Origin of the sequence: Lysinibacillus sp. NPDC097214, from assembly GCF_050277945.1 — a bacterium.
Classification (GTDB): Bacteria; Bacillota; Bacilli; order Bacillales_A; family Planococcaceae; genus Lysinibacillus; species Lysinibacillus xylanilyticus_B.
Genome location: NZ_JBNNSS010000005.1, coordinates 154,696 through 171,864, shown reverse-complemented (window position 1 = coordinate 171,864; position 17,169 = coordinate 154,696). Strand labels below are relative to the sequence as shown.

The 17,169-nt window shown below is 37.8% G+C and carries 18 protein-coding genes; 8 read left to right on the top strand and 10 right to left on the bottom strand.

Going from position 1 to position 17,169, the window contains the following annotated elements:
* Positions 1-98 precede the first annotated feature (98 nt).
* The 5 genes from ilvN to ACQKMI_RS13360 all read right to left on the bottom strand — a co-directional run bounded on the left by ilvN (position 99) and on the right by ACQKMI_RS13360 (position 7,353).
* Positions 99-614: an acetolactate synthase small subunit gene (gene ilvN, locus ACQKMI_RS13380; RefSeq protein ID WP_427414530.1), complete on the bottom strand. Its 516-nt coding sequence runs from the start codon at positions 612-614 to the stop codon at positions 99-101.
* Positions 611-2,377, bottom strand: a complete 1,767-nt coding sequence (gene ilvB / locus ACQKMI_RS13375; RefSeq protein ID WP_427489632.1) for a biosynthetic-type acetolactate synthase large subunit — start codon at positions 2,375-2,377, stop codon at positions 611-613. The genes ilvN and ilvB overlap by 4 nt, the downstream gene beginning before the upstream one ends.
* 467 nt (positions 2,378-2,844) lie before the next feature.
* Positions 2,845-4,515: a dihydroxy-acid dehydratase gene (ilvD, locus tag ACQKMI_RS13370; RefSeq protein WP_427489630.1), complete on the bottom strand. Its 1,671-nt coding sequence runs from the start codon at positions 4,513-4,515 to the stop codon at positions 2,845-2,847.
* Between the two features lie 352 nt (positions 4,516-4,867).
* Entirely contained in the window at positions 4,868-6,190 is a 1,323-nt protein-coding gene (locus tag ACQKMI_RS13365; protein WP_427489616.1) for a D-arabinono-1,4-lactone oxidase, read from the bottom strand.
* Positions 6,178-7,353, bottom strand: coding sequence for an amino acid deaminase/aldolase (locus ACQKMI_RS13360; RefSeq protein ID WP_427489614.1), 1,176 nt, complete (start codon positions 7,351-7,353; stop codon positions 6,178-6,180). Before ACQKMI_RS13360 ends, ACQKMI_RS13365 begins: the two co-directional genes overlap by 13 nt.
* Before the next feature lie 442 nt (positions 7,354-7,795).
* On the opposite strand from ACQKMI_RS13360, the gene ACQKMI_RS13355 reads away from it, so the two are divergent.
* Entirely contained in the window at positions 7,796-8,341 is a 546-nt protein-coding gene (locus ACQKMI_RS13355; protein WP_427489612.1) for a cysteine hydrolase family protein, read from the top strand.
* 212 nt (positions 8,342-8,553) lie between these two features.
* Positions 8,554-8,811 (top strand): GlsB/YeaQ/YmgE family stress response membrane protein, encoded by a 258-nt coding sequence (locus ACQKMI_RS13350; RefSeq protein WP_323646755.1) that lies wholly within the window; start codon positions 8,554-8,556, stop codon positions 8,809-8,811.
* A gap of 473 nt (positions 8,812-9,284) precedes the next feature.
* Here the strand turns inward: ACQKMI_RS13350 and ACQKMI_RS13345 are convergent, their stop codons facing one another.
* Positions 9,285-9,980, bottom strand: coding sequence for a lytic transglycosylase domain-containing protein (locus ACQKMI_RS13345; RefSeq protein WP_427489610.1), 696 nt, complete (start codon positions 9,978-9,980; stop codon positions 9,285-9,287).
* A 170-nt stretch (positions 9,981-10,150) separates the two neighbouring features.
* On the opposite strand from ACQKMI_RS13345, the gene mscL reads away from it, so the two are divergent.
* Positions 10,151-10,540 carry a large conductance mechanosensitive channel protein MscL gene (mscL, locus tag ACQKMI_RS13340; protein ID WP_323646758.1) on the top strand — a complete coding sequence of 130 codons (390 nt, stop codon included), beginning with the start codon at positions 10,151-10,153 and terminating at the stop codon, positions 10,538-10,540.
* An 80-nt stretch (positions 10,541-10,620) separates the two neighbouring features.
* On the opposite strand, the gene ACQKMI_RS13335 is transcribed toward mscL, so the two are convergent.
* On the bottom strand, positions 10,621-11,169 hold the full coding sequence (locus tag ACQKMI_RS13335) for a short-chain dehydrogenase (RefSeq protein WP_427489608.1): 549 nt from the start codon (positions 11,167-11,169) through the stop codon (positions 10,621-10,623).
* A gap of 200 nt (positions 11,170-11,369) precedes the next feature.
* Between ACQKMI_RS13335 and ACQKMI_RS13330 the strand changes: the two genes are divergently transcribed.
* The gene (locus ACQKMI_RS13330) at positions 11,370-12,485 is read left to right on the top strand and encodes a methionine biosynthesis PLP-dependent protein (protein WP_427489606.1); all 1,116 of its coding nucleotides are present in this window, start codon (positions 11,370-11,372) and stop codon (positions 12,483-12,485) included.
* A 2-nt stretch (positions 12,486-12,487) separates the two neighbouring features.
* Positions 12,488-13,651, top strand: coding sequence for an aminotransferase class I/II-fold pyridoxal phosphate-dependent enzyme (locus ACQKMI_RS13325; protein WP_427489604.1), 1,164 nt, complete (start codon positions 12,488-12,490; stop codon positions 13,649-13,651).
* Positions 13,652-13,715: 64 nt separating this feature from the next.
* Here the strand turns inward: ACQKMI_RS13325 and ACQKMI_RS13320 are convergent, their stop codons facing one another.
* Positions 13,716-14,144, bottom strand: coding sequence for an NUDIX hydrolase (locus ACQKMI_RS13320; RefSeq protein WP_427489602.1), 429 nt, complete (start codon positions 14,142-14,144; stop codon positions 13,716-13,718).
* A 68-nt stretch (positions 14,145-14,212) separates the two neighbouring features.
* On the opposite strand from ACQKMI_RS13320, the gene ACQKMI_RS13315 reads away from it, so the two are divergent.
* Positions 14,213-14,701 carry an N-acetyltransferase family protein gene (locus tag ACQKMI_RS13315; protein WP_427489600.1) on the top strand — a complete coding sequence of 163 codons (489 nt, stop codon included), beginning with the start codon at positions 14,213-14,215 and terminating at the stop codon, positions 14,699-14,701.
* 45 nt (positions 14,702-14,746) lie between these two features.
* On the opposite strand, the gene ACQKMI_RS13310 is transcribed toward ACQKMI_RS13315, so the two are convergent.
* Together ACQKMI_RS13310 and ACQKMI_RS13305 are read right to left on the bottom strand one after the other, a co-directional pair.
* The gene (locus ACQKMI_RS13310; protein WP_427489598.1) at positions 14,747-15,085 is read right to left on the bottom strand and encodes a cupin domain-containing protein; all 339 of its coding nucleotides are present in this window, start codon (positions 15,083-15,085) and stop codon (positions 14,747-14,749) included.
* A gap of 62 nt (positions 15,086-15,147) precedes the next feature.
* A complete protein-coding gene (locus ACQKMI_RS13305; protein WP_427489596.1) occupies positions 15,148-15,480 on the bottom strand; it encodes a hypothetical protein in 333 nt (110 codons plus the stop codon).
* Positions 15,481-15,823: 343 nt separating this feature from the next.
* Here ACQKMI_RS13305 and ACQKMI_RS13300 point away from each other — a divergent pair, with 343 nt between their 5' ends.
* Positions 15,824-16,306: a CcdC family protein gene (locus tag ACQKMI_RS13300; protein ID WP_427489594.1), complete on the top strand. Its 483-nt coding sequence runs from the start codon at positions 15,824-15,826 to the stop codon at positions 16,304-16,306.
* A 402-nt stretch (positions 16,307-16,708) separates the two neighbouring features.
* A complete protein-coding gene (locus ACQKMI_RS13295; RefSeq protein ID WP_427489592.1) occupies positions 16,709-16,906 on the top strand; it encodes a hypothetical protein in 198 nt (65 codons plus the stop codon).
* The last annotated feature ends 263 nt before the right edge of the window (positions 16,907-17,169 follow it).

The window sequence follows — 17,169 nt, the reverse complement described above, 5'->3', positions numbered from 1 at the left end:
TGTTTGTTTCCTCCTAATTTTTGGTTTGTTTTTTTAACTCCGGATGCCAGTAAACCACTAAGGGCTATGTATCCAAAGCTATCCATTTTATATGCAAACTATTTTAAAATAGAGAGCTGCGTAGTTGAGATTTTTTGTGTTTCACGAACAGATGCAGTAGCCCCTGTACGCGTTAATTCTTTAATACCATAAGGTCGAATTAGTTCAATAAAGGCATCAATCTTATCTGGATCCCCTACTACTTGATAAGTGACAACATTTTTCGCTGTATCAATAATTTGTGGACGGAATGGTTCAACAATTGAATTCATTTCCAGGCGTAAATTTGGTGGTGAAATTACCTTTACAAGTGCTAACTCGCGTAGCACGATTGATTTATCTGTAATGTCATTGACCTTTAACACATCAATTTGCTTTGATAATTGCTTCACTAGCTGTTCAATTTTACGCTCATCCTCTACGTTTACAACAAAAGTCATTTTCGAAGAGTTTGGCTGTTCAGTATGACCAACTGTGATTGATTCAATATTAAATTGACGCTTCATAAGTAAGCCTGTTACACGGTTTAAGACACCACTTTGGTTAATCACTGTTACTGTAATTACTCGTTTCAATTCTTTTTCACCCCAATCATTTCATGTAAGCCTTTGCCTGGTGCTACCATTGGGTAAACACATTGAAGTTGTTTTACACGACAATCAATTAACACTGGCTCATCAGAAAGTAGTGCCTCACGGAAAATACTCTCCGCTTCATCGATTGTGTTAATTCGATAGCCCTTCAAATCATATGCATCAGCTAATTTAACAAAGTCTGGTTGGATCGGCATTAGTGAAGATGAATAACGCTCCTCATAGAATGTTTCTTGCCATTGGCGTACCATTCCTAAACAGCTGTTATTTAAAATCACAATTTTTACCGGTAAGTTGAATTCTTGCAGTATAGAAAGCTCTTGCGCAGTCATTTGGAATCCTGCATCACCCACAATAGAAACAACTTTTTTGTCTGGCTTCGCAAACTGGGCGCCAATTGCAGCCGGGAAGCCGAAGCCCATCGTACCAAGTCCACCAGACGTTACCCATCCATGATCATTGTTTAATCGATAATATTGAGCAGCCCACATTTGATGCTGACCAACATCTGTCGTGACAATTGCATTACCTTCTGTAATTTTATGCACAAGCTCTAATGCTTCCTGCGGTAAAACTTCTTTGTCCCCCAGCTCCTTGCTGTACCATAATGGATATTCCTTTGTATGATTATTTAAGAATGTTAGCCAGTCTGTTGTATCCGGACCATCGAAGTCTTTTTTCAATAATGCTTTTAAAGCTTCTTTGGCATCTGCAACGATTGGAATATCTGTCGGCACGTTTTTTCCAATTTCCGCTGGATCAATATCGATGTGTACGATTGTTGCATGTGGAGCAAATGTTGCCAAATTACCAGTTAAACGGTCATCAAAGCGAGCTCCGATATTCAACAATAAGTCTGATTTTGTAATAGCTGTATTCGCTGTTACAGTTCCATGCATGCCTGCCATACCGATGAATAATTCGTGCTCTCCATGGATTGAACCAAGTCCTAGTAAAGTGTTTGCTACTGGAATTTGATATTTTTCAGCGAATGCAGTTAACTCTTCTTTGGCATCTGCAAAGAGTACACCTGCACCAGCTAAAATAACTGGATTTTTGGCCAACGAAATCGCCTGTATAGCCTTTTGAATTTGTAAATAATTTGGTTTGTACGTTGGTTGATAACCTGGTAAATATATTTCTTCAGGTGCCTGTGGTGGGTTCTCTACATCAAATAACATTTGAGACACGTTTTTCGGGAAATCCACTACAACAGGGCCCTTTCGACCAGTACTTGCAATATGGAAGGCCTCTTTAACAATACGCGGGATATCATTAACATCCTGCACCTGATAATTGTGCTTCGTAATTGGTGTCGTAATGCCCATAATATCGGCTTCTTGGAAAGCATCAGTACCAATCACAGCTGTTGAAACTTGACCTGTGAATACAACTAACGGAATGGAATCAATCATCGCATCAGCAATACCCGTTACTAAGTTCGTTGCCCCCGGGCCACTAGTTGCAATAACAACACCAGGTTTATTGGATACACGTGCATAACCTTCCGCCGCATGGATTGCACCTTGTTCATGTCTAGTTAAAATATGGCGAATCGGATTTTTATACATAGCATCATAAATTGGTAGTACCGCTCCACCTGGGTAACCAAAAACAATTTCAACACCTTGTTCATGTAGTGCCTGCACTAATACGTCAGCACCATCTTTCGCTTGATAGGTTTGTTCAGCTTTTGCTGATGTTGCTAATTCTTCTTTTTCATCGATAGAAACATTCGTACTCATCAAATATGCCTCCTTCTTTTCATTTAATTTCACATCAGTAATGCGCATCAGTGAAGTATTACTAGCTAGTTCTCTCCTTGAAAAGAGATGGCAGACTTTTTTTAACGTCGTTAAAAAAAAATAAAAAGCCTTTTTCTCCACACGCAAAGAACTACCTTACGTAGGGATGAAAAAGACTTTCCATGGTACCACCCTTTTTTATAGCAAATAATTGCTACCTCGTGAATAAATGTCAGCATTCATGCACCAATGCGAAATAATTCGCATCCAAAATGGTGTCATAAATCATCTATTCATTAATAACGAGCACTTTCGATTATGCCCGGAGCTATCTAATGGCGAACACGCGTTTAATAGCTCGCTCCGAGGGGATGTCGGATCTAGTTGTATCGCCGGCTTCCAGCACGACCGGCTCTCTGGTAGATACAAGGCTCTAGAACCTTTAACCTCATCAACGCTTTAACTTTTTAAATTTTCATAACGCCACCTGTAGAGGCGTTTGTTACTAATTTAGAATATCTTGCTAGCCAACCACGCTTAATTTTCGGTTCAAAGACCGGTAGTTTTGCATGACGTTCCGCTAATACTTCATCTGAAACTTCTAAATTGATTGTACGATTTGGTAGATCAATTGTGATCACGTCACCGTTCTCTACTAAAGCGATAGGACCGCCTTCTGCTGCCTCTGGTGAAATATGTCCGATTGAAATACCGCGAGATGCACCGGAGAAACGTCCATCTGTGATTAACGCAACCTTTGTACCTAGACCGCGACCTTGAATCGCAGACGTTGGTGCAAGCATTTCAGGCATCCCTGGGCCTCCTTTTGGTCCTTCATAGCGAATGACGACTACATGACCCTCTTCAACCGTTCCATTATCGATATTTTCCTGTGCCGCTTCTTGTGATTCAAAGACGATTGCTTCGCCCCTGAATACTTTGATAGAAGGGTCAACAGCTCCTACTTTAATAACTGAACCTTCTGGCGCGATATTACCAAATAAAACCGATAAACCACCAACTGGGCTATAAGGGTTATCTTTCGTACGAATAACTTCAGCATTTGTAATTTGATAATCCTTTACAAGCTCGCCCATTGTCACGCCTGCAACTGTTGGTCGATCTGGGTGAATAGCACCTGGAATAGATACCAATTCATTAATAATGGCACTAACGCCACCTGCTTTATTTATATCATCCATTGAAACATCTGAAGCAGGCATAATTTTCGCTAGATACGGAACACGCTCTGCTACTTTATTAATATCTTCAATGTTATAATCGATTTCAGCTTCATTGGCGATTGCTAATGTATGGAGGACTGTATTTGTCGAACCACCCATCGCCATATCAAGTGCAAATGCATCATCAATTGCTTCTTTAGTAATAATGTCACGAGGCTTGATGTCCTCTTTAATCATACGGACTAATTGTTTAGCAGCTTCTTTAATAAGCTTATGGCGCTCTTCAGAAGTAGCTACGATTGTTCCATTACCAGGTAAAGCTACTCCTAGCATTTCCATTAAGCAGTTCATAGAGTTTGCAGTAAACATTCCTGAACATGAACCACATGTTGGGCATGCATTATTTTCAATATCTAACAGCTCTTCAGATGACATTTTGCCTGATTTATGAGCTCCTACACCTTCAAAAACTGAAGTTAATGAAAGTTGCTTGCCAGTAGCAGAAGTACCTGCCTCCATTGGACCACCAGATACGAAAATTGATGGTACGTTCGTACGAACTGCTGCCATTAACATACCAGGTGTAATTTTGTCACAGTTTGGAATATAGAATACGCCATCAAACCAGTGTGCATTAATAACAGTTTCAGCAGAGTCCGCGATAATTTCACGGCTTGGTAACGAGTAACGCATACCAATGTGCCCCATTGCAATACCATCATCTACACCGATTGTGTTAAATTCGAATGGAATTGCACCTGCTTCAATAATGGCCTCTTTGACAATATCAGCAAATGTACGTAAATGAACGTGACCTGGTATAATGTCGATATAAGAATTACAAACCCCAATAAATGGCTTGCCTAAATCTTTCGCTTTTACTTTGCCTGTTGCATATAAAAGACTTCGATGTGGCGCACGATCTACGCCTACTTTAATCATGTCACTTCTCATTTTAAACGCCCCTCATTTATTGCTATGTTCGTTGCTATATACGAAATGTTCTGTCTATTTTATTTTTGCGTATATGTTAATCGCCTAAGACAACTAACTGCTGTAACGAACTTTTTAAATTGTTGTTATCATAGTACGAAAAAAAGGTCTCGTCAACAGTATTTTTTGAATTGTCTAAACAATTTAAAAAATCTACAAAATTTGAAATCGTTTTCATGCTGATTAATTGTCGTTTTTATCTCGCTTCTGTGAATATTTTGACATTTCGTTCAAATTTTAATTTTTTTAATAATCAACCAACATTTTTGCCAAATCTTTCAAAGGCGACGAACTGCAATGAAGGAGATAGCGCTTATAATGTAAATAATTTTCTTAAGTAACCTGTCAAAAACACATTATCAGGATCATATTGACTTCGAATAGCTAAAAACTTTTCGATATCTGGGTATAGCTCATATACATAATTAGCAGTTAAATGACTTAGTTTGCCCCAATGTGGTCGTCCCTTATATTTCTTCATCATCGTATGGACCCATTCAAAATAAGGCCCTTCCTGCATTCCTTTATACATATGAAAGGCAATAAACGCCGATTCTTGCCCTTGGGTAGGGCTTAAAAAACCTGCTTCACCTGCTGTCGTCCGACATTCTAATGGAAAATGCACATTAAAAATTCCACTTTTAAAGGTTGCGTGGATCTCCTCCATACATGACTCAAATTGCGTTAACGGAATAGCATATTCACTTTCTTGGAACTTTACGCTACGTGGAGACGGATAAATTTCATAGCTAATCCCCATTTTCTCCCCTTCGACAACATTGGCTGCTGCTAAGTTACTCATAGCACTACTAAACGATGGCTTCCATTTACAAAGCTCTGACATAGCAAAAAAAGCACCGTTCTCTACTATTTGAAGTTTCAATGTTTCAATTCTCTTACTCCATTCACTCTGATAAACAGGCGCTATAGCGTTCATACGCTTCACTTGAATTGTTTCACTACCAGGGAAATAAAACCACTCGACATGTCGATACTGTCGAATATCTTCGGCAAACATCGCCAGCCCATTTGCTAAAGTATCTCTTGTGCTTACAAAATGTAAGCTGTAAAGAGGGATTACCTTGATTGTTACTTTCACAAGCACACCAAGCATACCTAATGAAACATGTAAAGCTTCAGATAAATCATCCATTCCTCTCATATGCTCCCTATAAGTACCTGTACCATCTACAAAACCCCACCTTGTTACTGCTGAGGATAACGACCCGAGTGTTACACCCGTTCCATGGGTACCTGTTGACACTGCTCCTGCAATGGTTTGCTCCTGTATGTCTCCCATATTTATTAGGGCAAAGCCATGCTTCGCAAGTAATGGTCCTATTTCAGATAAATACGTTCCAGCCCAAAGAGTCGCTTCTTGTTTCTCCTCATTCACAGCAATAAGCCCACGCATATTATGTAAAGAAATTGCTATATGCTCAGGCATCGCAACAGCGCTAAAGGAGTGAGCTGCACCTGTGACTCGAACCGTTTTTCCTAATTCACGTGCATGACCCACGATATTTGTAACCTCTTCAATAGATCGAGGTAAGTACATTTCAGATGGATAAGAGATTACATTACCTGCCCAGTTTGTCCACTTCTCCCCATTTTTCCATTTATCTATAGAAAACATTGTCCATCCCCCCTATAGGTTGTATAAGCTCCTATATACTTGTCCCCTCTAACTCCATGTAGTTTTTGAAATCTTTCACAAAGTTCTCCAGCCTTAGCATGCCGGAAATATAGCGTGTCCCCTACATGAACTTTTTTATGTTTTACCTTAACGGGTGTCTGAACTTCTCCTGCGCCTTCTAGGTTAAGATATGAAAAAAAGGTTGGTTCATAGAATGCCGGTAATCGATCAGCACTAATTGCCCCAGACGCCGTATAGCCTCCGCCGTGACAAACAACAATATTTTTTTCGGGCCTTCTTGTAACACTTAAAGCAAATCCAGCTGCCTTTTCTAGCTGTAAATGCGTAAATTGGTCAAATAAAGCTGGTGCATAAAATGCAGAGCCAACCGTAATTTCTGTTACCTCCTTCTGATGTGCCGTGTATGTCATACTTCCCGAACCACCACCATTTACAAAGTGCAAGCTTGGAAAATAGGCTTTTATATGAGCAATGGCTAATCTACGAAACTGGGTAACTTGCTTTTTAGCTTGCAATTGCATTACTTCAATAAACTTTCCTTTCACAGCATTAGCTGGACGATTACCAACTCCTGCAATTTGAGCCTCGTAGCCCATCGCTCCAACCACCTCAATAAATGCTTGATTTTTAATATATTCGAGGAATGGTGTTAGTAACTCAAGTGAATGAAGCGAAGAGCGCTTTGTACCAAAATAAAGCAGCTTAAAATCAGTGGATACATTAATATCAATACATACGCGCACACGAACGCCTAGCTCTCGCCCTAGTTCCGCCAAAAATCGGACATGTTCCCACTTATCGACCATAAAAGTGACAGTTTTTTCTGCCTTTACGAAGTGTAATAACTGTCGAACAGCAGCCTCTTCCATCACCGGATATCCTAGTAGTAAATCGTCAAAATGCTGTTGAAGTAAAAAGATTGTTTCTGCTGCAGTAAATGTCATAAACCCCTTCACATTGGGGAGATTATTTTGTAAATAGCGTAATATCTCTATAGAACGAATCGATTTCGTAGCAATACGTATATTTTTCTGCCCACAGGAGTCGTGTACAGTCGCAATATTGTGATCCAGTGCATCAAAGTCCAACCAAGCAAATGGACGCTCTAGTTCATGGAACGCTCGATCAAATCTAGTGGTCATCCTATCACTCCTTTGTTTGTACTTTGTCTTTGACATTTACCGTAGAAATTCCTTTTAATATGTTTTTTCTATGCAAATTGTATCAAGACAAATAAAAACAACCGTGGACATATAATAAAATTTGCCTTCACGGTTGTTTTAATTATGGACAAGCATTTAACTCACCTTTCTATTTTTTAAGAGATTACGAGGAGAATATAAAATCCGCTGCTAAGTTTAATAACACTAGCAGATGTAAACCTGCAATAAGAAATCCTTGGCGATTTAAACGTTTCATAGCTGTCATATTCATATAGACCACTCTCCTTTTTTCACATTATACGCTCAGAAAAATCAATTTTCAAACTATTCGTAATATTAAATTTGATTCATTTTTCTGACAAACAGGCCCAAATATGGCATGATAAAAGGTGAAATTATACCTATAGGGAGAGTGAAAAGGTTGAAAAAGGCTTTATTAGTAATTGATTATACGTATGATTTTGTCGCTTCTGATGGAAAACTAACATGTGGGGAGCCCGGTCAAGCATTAGATAAAAAAATTTCATCCTTAATTCAAAAATTTATTGCTGACAAAGAATTTGTTGTTTTTGCGAATGATCTACATGAGGAAGATGATCCATTCCACCCTGAAACTAAACTATTTCCTCCTCATAATATACGCGGCACTAAAGGACGCCATTTATACGGGCAAGTTGGTGAACTGTATAACCTTCACAAAGATAAAGTAATGTGGCTCGACAAAACACGTTATAGCGCATTTGCCGGAACCAATTTATCGATTTTATTGAATGAACGAGGGATTAAAGAAATTCATTTAGTTGGCGTTTGTACTGATATTTGTATTTTACATACAGCAGTTGATGCATATAATTTGGGCATTTCAACGGTTGTTTATGCAGATGGTGTTGCAAGTTTTGATGCTACAGGTCATGAATGGGCATTGCGCCATTTTGAACACACTTTAGGTGCAACAGTTGTTAAGTAACCCATTTCGCATTGGCGTAATTGTAGTTAACTTCGCTACAGAAAACACTTACAGATGTTTTTGCGCGAAGCAAAGGCTTCAGTATCATTTAAATGAGATAAAAACGTATTGTGAATTTGTAATAATTACTAAGAAGCAAGACGCGTAATATACTCCATTCCGGGCATAACTAAGTAATCGCCATTATATCTTAGTTTAAGGAGATGAAAAAAATGATTAGCTTCATTTGGTATTTAATCATCGGCGGAGTATTAGGTTGGTTAGCTGGCGTCATTTTAGGTAAAGATGTACCTGGCGGCATAATCGGAAATATTGTTGCAGGGGTTGTCGGTTCGTGGATCGGTAGTATGGTTCTTGGCAACTGGGGTTGGCGAGTTAGTAATTTTTACGTATTCCCAGCATTAATTGGTGCCGTCGTGCTGATCTTCATCGTAAGCATTATTTTAAAGGGTATGCGTAAAGCAACCTAAATATGTAATAAAGAGCCATCATTTTTGATGGCTCTTTACTTGTTGTAAAAAAACAGATCAAGGAAATGATGAGATCATTAGCTCCCGCTTTCTTATGGGAGTTGAGTCCTGAAATGTAATGTTTGGTTTCGCTTTAATGAATGAGTTGCCAGGAGGTAAATGTTGTGGTTGATTTTCGTTACGACTGGGTGACTCCTTGGGGATCAGCAATAGAGGAACGAAGGCTAAAACCATCACATCCTGTGATGACGCCTTCGTGACCAACATCGTGTTGGCCCGAGACCCTGGAGCGAGCAGCGCGAGTGAAGCGGCTCATCGGACGCCCCCAGGAAGCTCTGCTCTGCGCGAAAGCGTAGCGTCAGCGGCAAATGTTTTATCTGTGCGAAAGCGTAGCGTCAGCAACAAAGCGCCCAGTCGGAACGGAAATCAACCATTCATTTTGCCGAAAGAATAAAGCCATTATTTACGAGCCGTTACTCTTCTTTATAAAGGACTGCTTCCTTTAGCTCATCATGATAGTCATTATATAAATTGAAATAATGTAACACCTTTTTAACATATTCATCACTGTGATTGTACTTAAAAACAGCTTGCTCTATATGACCATCTGCTGCACCATTTTTCGATAAATAATTGGCGGCACTAAATATAGCGTCCTCAATATCATAAGGATCTGCAATGCCGTCGCCATTAGCATCTATGCCATATCCACCATATTTTTTAATGGCTTCTAAATTCATTAATTCAGCCTTCGCTATATCCCCTTTTCCTAATCCCGAACAGGAAGGATGTTGCCAACCAACAAATGTGCAAGGCATAAATTGCATCGGACCTTCAGCCCCAGCTGATGAAACGAGCGATTTCATTGTAGAAAAGCGTGTTTCAATTCGATGATGGGCGGCAAGCAACGTCCAAGGCACACCGTATTTCTCTTCCGCTGCTACATAGATGGGAATATATTGCTCAGGAATGTTCATATCGAAATTTTGTTGAATTTCTTCTAGTTCTTTTTGCTTTGCTAATTTTTCAAATATAGTTAATGTTTGAAGTTCCTTCCATGCAAAAAAGGCGAAAACACAAACAGTTATCGCTATTGGTATTAATAAAGCTATCATGCCTAATTGAACGGAAGGTGATAGCATCGGTTTTGTCTTCTTTTTTTTCGCCATATGTCACACCTAATCTATTATACTATTTCTATTTTACCAAACTTACCGTTTTATGTAGTACATTTTTCTGATTATAATTACCCCTATTTTAACAGTTGAAAAGATAGGGAAAAATATAGTAAAATATAATTCGGTTAATTTTTATGGATAATTATAGGGAGGAATTTGTTTTGTGGAAAGACTTTAAAGAGTTTGCTATGAAAGGCAATATTGTCGATCTAGCAGTGGCAGTAGTAATCGGTGGTGCTTTCGGTAAAATTGTTACCTCCTTAGTTGAAAATATCATTATGCCATTAGTCGGTGTCTTAACTGGTGGTATTGATTTAACAAAAAGCTTTGCTTTTGGTTCAGGTGATGCTCAAATAAAATTTGGTGTATTTTTACAGTCTATTCTTGACTTTTTCATTATCGCCTTTGCAATTTTCATGGCATTACGAATTATGACCAAACTATCTCGTAAAAAAGAAGAGGCTGTTGTGGAAGAACCAGCACCAGAGTTGGATTCTAAAGAAGAGCTTCTAAAAGAAATTCGAGATTTATTAAAAAAAGAACAAGCTTAAACCATATTTAAAAAGGATTTGTCTACTTACCTCGGATATGCCGCGGTAAGAGGCAGATTCTTTTTTATTGAAGAGAATTTTTATGATCGCATGTTCCAGGGTTCAAATACGCCCACATGTTTTTCCGGTATTTCTTGTTTTATTGCATCAATAATTCCTTGGGCAATTTCATTATTTGTTAGCCATCTCGAGGAGTTGTTCTTTTCTATGACAAATCCAAGTTTCACTTCTCTGTATACTATATTAGAAGGTAAATAACTTTTTGTACGGTCATTTTTTATGAAAGAGCTACTTCCTTTTATATGGTATAAAATCATATTTTTTGTAGTAGGAATTACTTCTAAAACTGACTCCCAAACTCTTTTATCAGAGCCATGAATCCAAGCAATAATACAATCAAATGATCCATTTGTGTGCTGAGACTCTATTAATGCCAATTTAAAGCTATTGTAATTCGTATAATCAACTAATAAAGGTGACAATTTCGAATCATTTTTAACTTCATTTATCAAATTTTGCATTTTCTTTTGTTGTCTCCCGATAACGGTTACATGATTACCTTGCTGTATAAGCCATAAAGAAACATCCTTTAGCATTCCTGTTCCACCTATTACTAACCAATTTTTCATTTAATTTTCCTCCCTCACTTATCTCCTACTATTCCTAGACGATTTAATTTAAATAATCTCTCTAATTTTCTGAAATTACCTTGTCCTTCTTAAGTATACATGTTAAATTGGTAACAATTATTTAGAATATTGGGACAAGAAGTTCTAGTCTTTTAGATATTTTGACTCCCCGTTATTATGATGAAGAAAAGAGTGACGACATGACAAACAGCAGAAGTATTGAAACAAAACTTGTACAACTTGGGAATTTAAGTGATCCGATAACAGGTGCTGTCAACCCACCAATCCATTTATCGACAGCTTACAAACATACAGGTATCGGTGAATCCACTGGTTTTGATTACACACGTACAAAAAATCCAACTCGTGCCCTATTAGAAGCAGGAATTGCTGATTTAGAAAGCGGAGATATGGGCTTTGCCTGTAGCTCTGGTATGGCGGCCATTCAACTAGTTCTATCCTTGTTTAAACCAGGTGATGAATTAGTGGTGCCTGATGATTTATACGGTGGTACATATCGACTTTTTAATTTCTTTGAAGAAACATATAATATTAAGCCTGTCTACTCAAAATTTGAATCGGTTGAACAGGTAGAAGCATTAATCAACGACAATACGCGTGCTCTATTCATTGAAACGCCGACTAATCCGCTTATGCAAGAATTTGATTTGCAAATATATGCGGAATTAGCTCACAAACATGGGGCATGGTTAATTGTCGATAACACGTTCTATACACCCTATTTCCAACGTCCAATCGAATTAGGTGCAGACATTGTCCTTCATTCGGCGACTAAATATATTGGCGGACATAATGATGTGTTAGCTGGTTTAGTTGTCGCTAAGGGAGCTGAATTAGCGGAACGCATTGGCTTTATTCATAATGGTAGCGGTATGGTATTAGGTCCAATGGATTCCTGGTTACTTATTCGTGGATTAAAAACATTGCATCTTCGATTAAAGCAACACGATGCAAACGCAAAAGCAATTGCTGCCTATTTAGAGGAAGAAGAGCTTGTAACAGACGTACTCTACACAGGAAAAGGTGGTATGCTTTCATTCCGCTTGAAAAAGGCCGAGTGGGTTGACCCATTCCTTCGAAACTTGAAGTTAATTACATTCGCTGAAAGTCTTGGTGGTGTTGAAAGCTTTATTACGTATCCTGCTACTCAAACACATGCGGATATGCCTTATGAAGAGCGCATTGAACGTGGTGTATGTGACCGATTACTCCGCTTCTCTATTGGAGTTGAAGAGGCTGAAGATTTAATTGCGGATTTAAAACAAGTATTCGATATCCTTAGAAAAGAGGCTTAATGATGAAGCAGCATATTGAAACAAGCCTAATTCACGCAGGTGTTCGTGACGGCTATGAAAATAAAAAAGGTGCAGTGAATGTGCCTATGTATTTATCCTCTACTTTCCATCAGGAGCGTATCGATGAATTCGGCGAATATGATTATGCACGTTCTGGCAACCCTACGCGTGATGCATTAGAAAAAGCAGTAGCAGAGCTTGAAGGTGGTGTACGAGCACATGCATATTCTTCTGGAATTGCCGCTGTATCTGCGGCATTAATGTTATTATCTCAAGGTGATCATATGGTCATTACGGAGGATGTTTATGGAGGAACATACCGCTTCGTTTCAAAGGTCTTACCACGCTTCGGTATTTCTCATACTTTCGTCGATTTCACAGATTTAGCGGCTGTAGAAGCAGCCATTACACCAGCTACAAAGCTACTATATATGGAAACACCGTCGAATCCAACACTTGGTATCACAGATATTCGCGGAGTAGTAGCACTTGCCAAGCAGCATAATTGCTTAACGTTTTTAGATAATACTTTCATGACACCTTTACACCAACGTCCACTTGAGCTAGGTGTTGATGTTGTTATTCATAGTGCTACAAAGTTTTTATCTGGACACTCCGATATTATCGCAGGATTAACAGTCACTGCTGACGAAATGATTGGTCAGGATCTTTACTTTATCCAAAATTCATTCGGCAATATATTAGGTGTACAGGACTGCTTTACTTTATTGCAAAATATGAAAACAACAGATGTGCGTTTTAGTCGATCTACTGAATCGGCACAAAAGATTGCGGAGTTTTTAGACACAAATGCTCTTGTCGAGCAAGTATACTACCCAGGGCTTGCATCGCATCCTGGTTATGAGATTCATCAAAATCAGACCACGAGTGCAGGTGCAGTACTATCCTTCCGCCTACCAAGCTATGAAGCTGCAAAAGCACTTGTAGATGCGATGAAAATTCCAGTGTTCGCTGTCTCTCTCGGTGGCGTTGAATCGATTTTATCCTACCCTGCTAAAATGAGTCATGCAGCTATGGAGCCTGAGGAGCGTGCAAAACGTGGTATTACTGATGGTTTATTACGTTTCTCAGTAGGGCTCGAGCATGTTGATGATCTGATTGCAGATTTCGCTCAAGCATTAGAGGTTGCCGCAAAGGCAATATAATAGAACAACCGCGTTTCCGAAATTTAGGAACGCGGTTTTGTTAATCTTGTACCTTCTTGATGATTCAGTTGTTCACACGTGCTAGCACTCGATATAAATAATCTCCATGTCCCTTCGCTAGTGTTACTTCTAGTTCATCTGATATCCAGTAAAATGAAAATTCTAAGCCTGCCTCGTTTACACCTGTCGGACAATGCTTCCACGAATCTCGGTTTTCATTTGTCGTTATATGATAAAAATAGCGCTTTTGTAATACCCCTGAATGATGATTAAAATAATCTTGGGCAATTAACCCTTTAACGACTAAATTGGCTAACCCTGTTTCCTCAAACATCTCACGAGTTACAGCTTCTAGCGGTGTTTCCCCTTCCTCTACCGTGCCTTTAGGAATTTGAATCCCTGCTCCTTCTGTATTTTGCTCAAATACTAGCACTTGTAACTGACCCTCATGCTCTCTCGTAATATAGCCAAATGATTTTTCAACAACTTGCATGAAGTCATCCCCTTTCTCGTAATTAATGTTACAATAAATAGAAAAATTGGAATTGTAGGTGAATAGTATTGAGTTCAATTATACGACATATGCAAAAGAATGACATCATTTCTGTGCAAGAAATTGCCAAAAAAAGTTGGCACCAAACATACGAAGGAATTATCCCTCACGAGGTTCAAGATCGTTTTTTACAAGTTGCTTATAGTAGGGACCGATTGCTAAGTCGTTTGGAAAATAGTCTATTTTTAGTTGCTATACTTGAAGAATCGATCGTAGGCTTTGCGAATTTTTCAAATGTTGTAGATCGAGAGGCAGAGCTATTCTCAATATATTTACTTCCTGAAACTCAGGGCAAAGGTATTGGTACAGCCCTATTACAAGAAGGGATCAAAGCGCTTCCAGATTTAACGTCACTTTTAGTTTGTGTAGAAAAGGAAAATACGATTGGTATGAACTTTTACCATGCAAAAGGCTTTAAAAAAATAGAGGAATTTGACGAGTTATTTGATGGCCATTTATTGAAAACAGTTAAACTTGGCTTAACACTAACTGCTTAGTGTAACGGCGTTAAAACTCACTCCGTTACACATTTTATATGTAATCTATGCAAGATGGATTTGCTCGGATTGGATGACAAGTGCTGTTAAGCCTGAATGACTCCCAGATTCATGCGCCTCTCCTGTTTGCCAAAGAACACCTTCCCCAGTCTTTATATTTACTTTCTCCTGGTCCTCACCACAAACCCATCCTCCTCCCTGAATAACAATAAATAACTGTGGTACAGGCGCCTCATGCATCCCAACAACACCACCAGGCTCTATATAAATGAAGCCAATATTGGCAGGCTCTACCGACTTCATGATTTTCGTATAGAAAGCATCTATCGATTGATAATTATTGATTTGATTGGCACATTCTTGTGTGAAATTATATTTTTTCAAGGTATTATATTTTCCTTTCAAATTTTTACTACTATCCTATTTTTATTGTGTTTGACTATTGCTTATATTATAAATTGATTTCGTCCTTCTGATGTAAAGTAATCAATTTCTTCTTGAATATCTGGATTGTATTCGAGGGGTTCTATCGTCACTGTTGTACCTTTTTCATACTCACCATATTCTCTAATATAAGACCTACTACTAGAGTCATCTTTAATATTAACAAACATTTCATAATCTAATTCACCTTCAAAATGCAATACACAGTACACTACATATTCGTTTTCATAACAAGTTTTACATAAACCTTCATCATATGGATCACAATCTTCATCAGAATCAAAAGCAACATGCTGTCCACATGCTTCACACTCATATTCTGCAACTAATGACATATCGAATTCCTCCTCTATGTTTATAAATTAATTAAATAAAATTTGTGTTAAAGATTATATCGGATTAATTACAAATAATTGAAGATAAAATAATAATTGGTTTATTTATAACGTGGTTGATTTCCGATTCGACTGGGCGTTTTCGGAGCGTCCGATTTCCACTCCAATCTATTAAGAGATAATAAAGATCTTTAATTTACAATAAAGTCCTTTATAAAAAAATAATAAAGTTGTTTAATTCTCATTGAACTAAAGGTGCAATTTGGTTGTATAAGGGAAACATGGTTTTTATTGTAATCTATGTAATAATAGATGTATTAAAACATAATTCAGGGAGGTTTTTATGCAAACTGCAATACCAGCTAATTCTATGTTTCTAATTATTGGATTGTTCATTTTAGTTCGTAGAATCCGTTCTATGTACAAACCAACCAAAGGCAGAGGAGTGCGAATAATTCTTCCTCTTCTATTTTTAACACCAGGATTTTCATTTTTTCTAAACGTTTCTGGGAACGTCACTTACCTTCAATTATTTATAGCAATTTTTTTAGGAGTGGGTTTTTCTATTCCTCTTATTTTATGGTCAGATTATGAAATACGAAATGATGGTTTAATTTATGCTAAGAAAAGTCCTGCTTTTATAATTACTTTCGCCATTATGATTGCTTTACGTTATTATTTTCGACAACATATTTCTACTATCGAACCAGGTACACTCAGTATGCTAATTTTCTTACTTGTTATTTGTTATTTAATTCCTTGGAGAATAGCTTGCTATATAAAGTATAGAAAGGTTCTTAAACTACAAAATACAGTCAGTTTGTAGAACTTCGTATATCTCTAACACCCTCCAAAATGAAACAAGAAGTATAAGTTTGTGAATAAATGCACTTAAACTCCCATGAAAGAACTGGAATCATCTTTCATTTTCTGTGGTGAAGTGCTGATTTTTGCGCTTCATGGATGGCTAACTGGGAGCTTTTGTGAAAGAAGAATTGATTGATTTTAAGGTTATGATTGTGTTTGAGTTATTCAATTAAAGGGCGTGATTGTTGAAGAAACAAATGATTATTTGCTGTGGTATTAGTGGTGGAAAATTTAATGTTGTAGTAGCAAATGTGTTCATATGTTGTACAAAAAGGATAGATACAAGCAGGTATAATTCCTGTTCATCTCATGTAATTTATATAACCGATAATGATTGAGTAATCACAAAGGAGCCGATTATATGATTACCTTTTTAGAAAACGCAATGAATTTAGCATTTATAATAATTGTTATTTCTAGTGCTATTTATTGTAGGAAACTTAAACTTACGAAGTGGAAAAGAAAACTTTCTAAAGGCGAAATGACAATGTATATTCTGACTGCAACCGCACTACCTATTTATGGAATTCTCTATTTAGTCTTTCTTTTTGAAAAATAAAAAGAGTTTTCATTAAGGTTTACGATTACCTATTTGTCAGATATACATAGTGATAAAAGGAAGGGGTAGAACGACACTCCTGGTTATTTGTTTATCTTTTCAATCAGCAACTTTTCCACTTGTGTTTCAATGTCTGATTAGCGTAACGAAGTACTACATCATCACCAGCCGTTGCAACTTGGACGTCACTAAAGTAGTCATCCACTGGTTGCCAACCTACTACTCGGATACGAAGTTGTGTAAGGCTGTTTTCGAAAAGATTG

Excerpts from the sequence above, each read along its gene's own strand:
- ACQKMI_RS13365 (WP_427489616.1), bottom strand. The coding sequence starts at position 6,190 with ATGTTTTCTATAGATAAATGGAAAAATGGGGAGAAGTGGACAAACTGG.
- ACQKMI_RS13330 (WP_427489606.1), top strand. The coding sequence starts at position 11,370 with ATGACAAACAGCAGAAGTATTGAAACAAAACTTGTACAACTTGGGAAT.
- ACQKMI_RS13295 (WP_427489592.1), top strand. The coding sequence starts at position 16,709 with ATGATTACCTTTTTAGAAAACGCAATGAATTTAGCATTTATAATAATT.
- ACQKMI_RS13345 (WP_427489610.1), bottom strand. The coding sequence starts at position 9,980 with ATGGCGAAAAAAAAGAAGACAAAACCGATGCTATCACCTTCCGTTCAA.
- ilvD (WP_427489630.1), bottom strand. The coding sequence starts at position 4,515 with ATGAGAAGTGACATGATTAAAGTAGGCGTAGATCGTGCGCCACATCGA.
- ACQKMI_RS13350 (WP_323646755.1), top strand. The coding sequence starts at position 8,554 with ATGATTAGCTTCATTTGGTATTTAATCATCGGCGGAGTATTAGGTTGG.
- ACQKMI_RS13300 (WP_427489594.1), top strand. The coding sequence starts at position 15,824 with ATGCAAACTGCAATACCAGCTAATTCTATGTTTCTAATTATTGGATTG.
- ACQKMI_RS13335 (WP_427489608.1), bottom strand. The coding sequence starts at position 11,169 with ATGAAAAATTGGTTAGTAATAGGTGGAACAGGAATGCTAAAGGATGTT.
- ACQKMI_RS13305 (WP_427489596.1), bottom strand. The coding sequence starts at position 15,480 with ATGTCATTAGTTGCAGAATATGAGTGTGAAGCATGTGGACAGCATGTT.
- ACQKMI_RS13360 (WP_427489614.1), bottom strand. The coding sequence starts at position 7,353 with ATGACCACTAGATTTGATCGAGCGTTCCATGAACTAGAGCGTCCATTT.
- ACQKMI_RS13325 (WP_427489604.1), top strand. The coding sequence starts at position 12,488 with ATGAAGCAGCATATTGAAACAAGCCTAATTCACGCAGGTGTTCGTGAC.
- ACQKMI_RS13320 (WP_427489602.1), bottom strand. The coding sequence starts at position 14,144 with ATGCAAGTTGTTGAAAAATCATTTGGCTATATTACGAGAGAGCATGAG.
- ilvB (WP_427489632.1), bottom strand. The coding sequence starts at position 2,377 with ATGAGTACGAATGTTTCTATCGATGAAAAAGAAGAATTAGCAACATCA.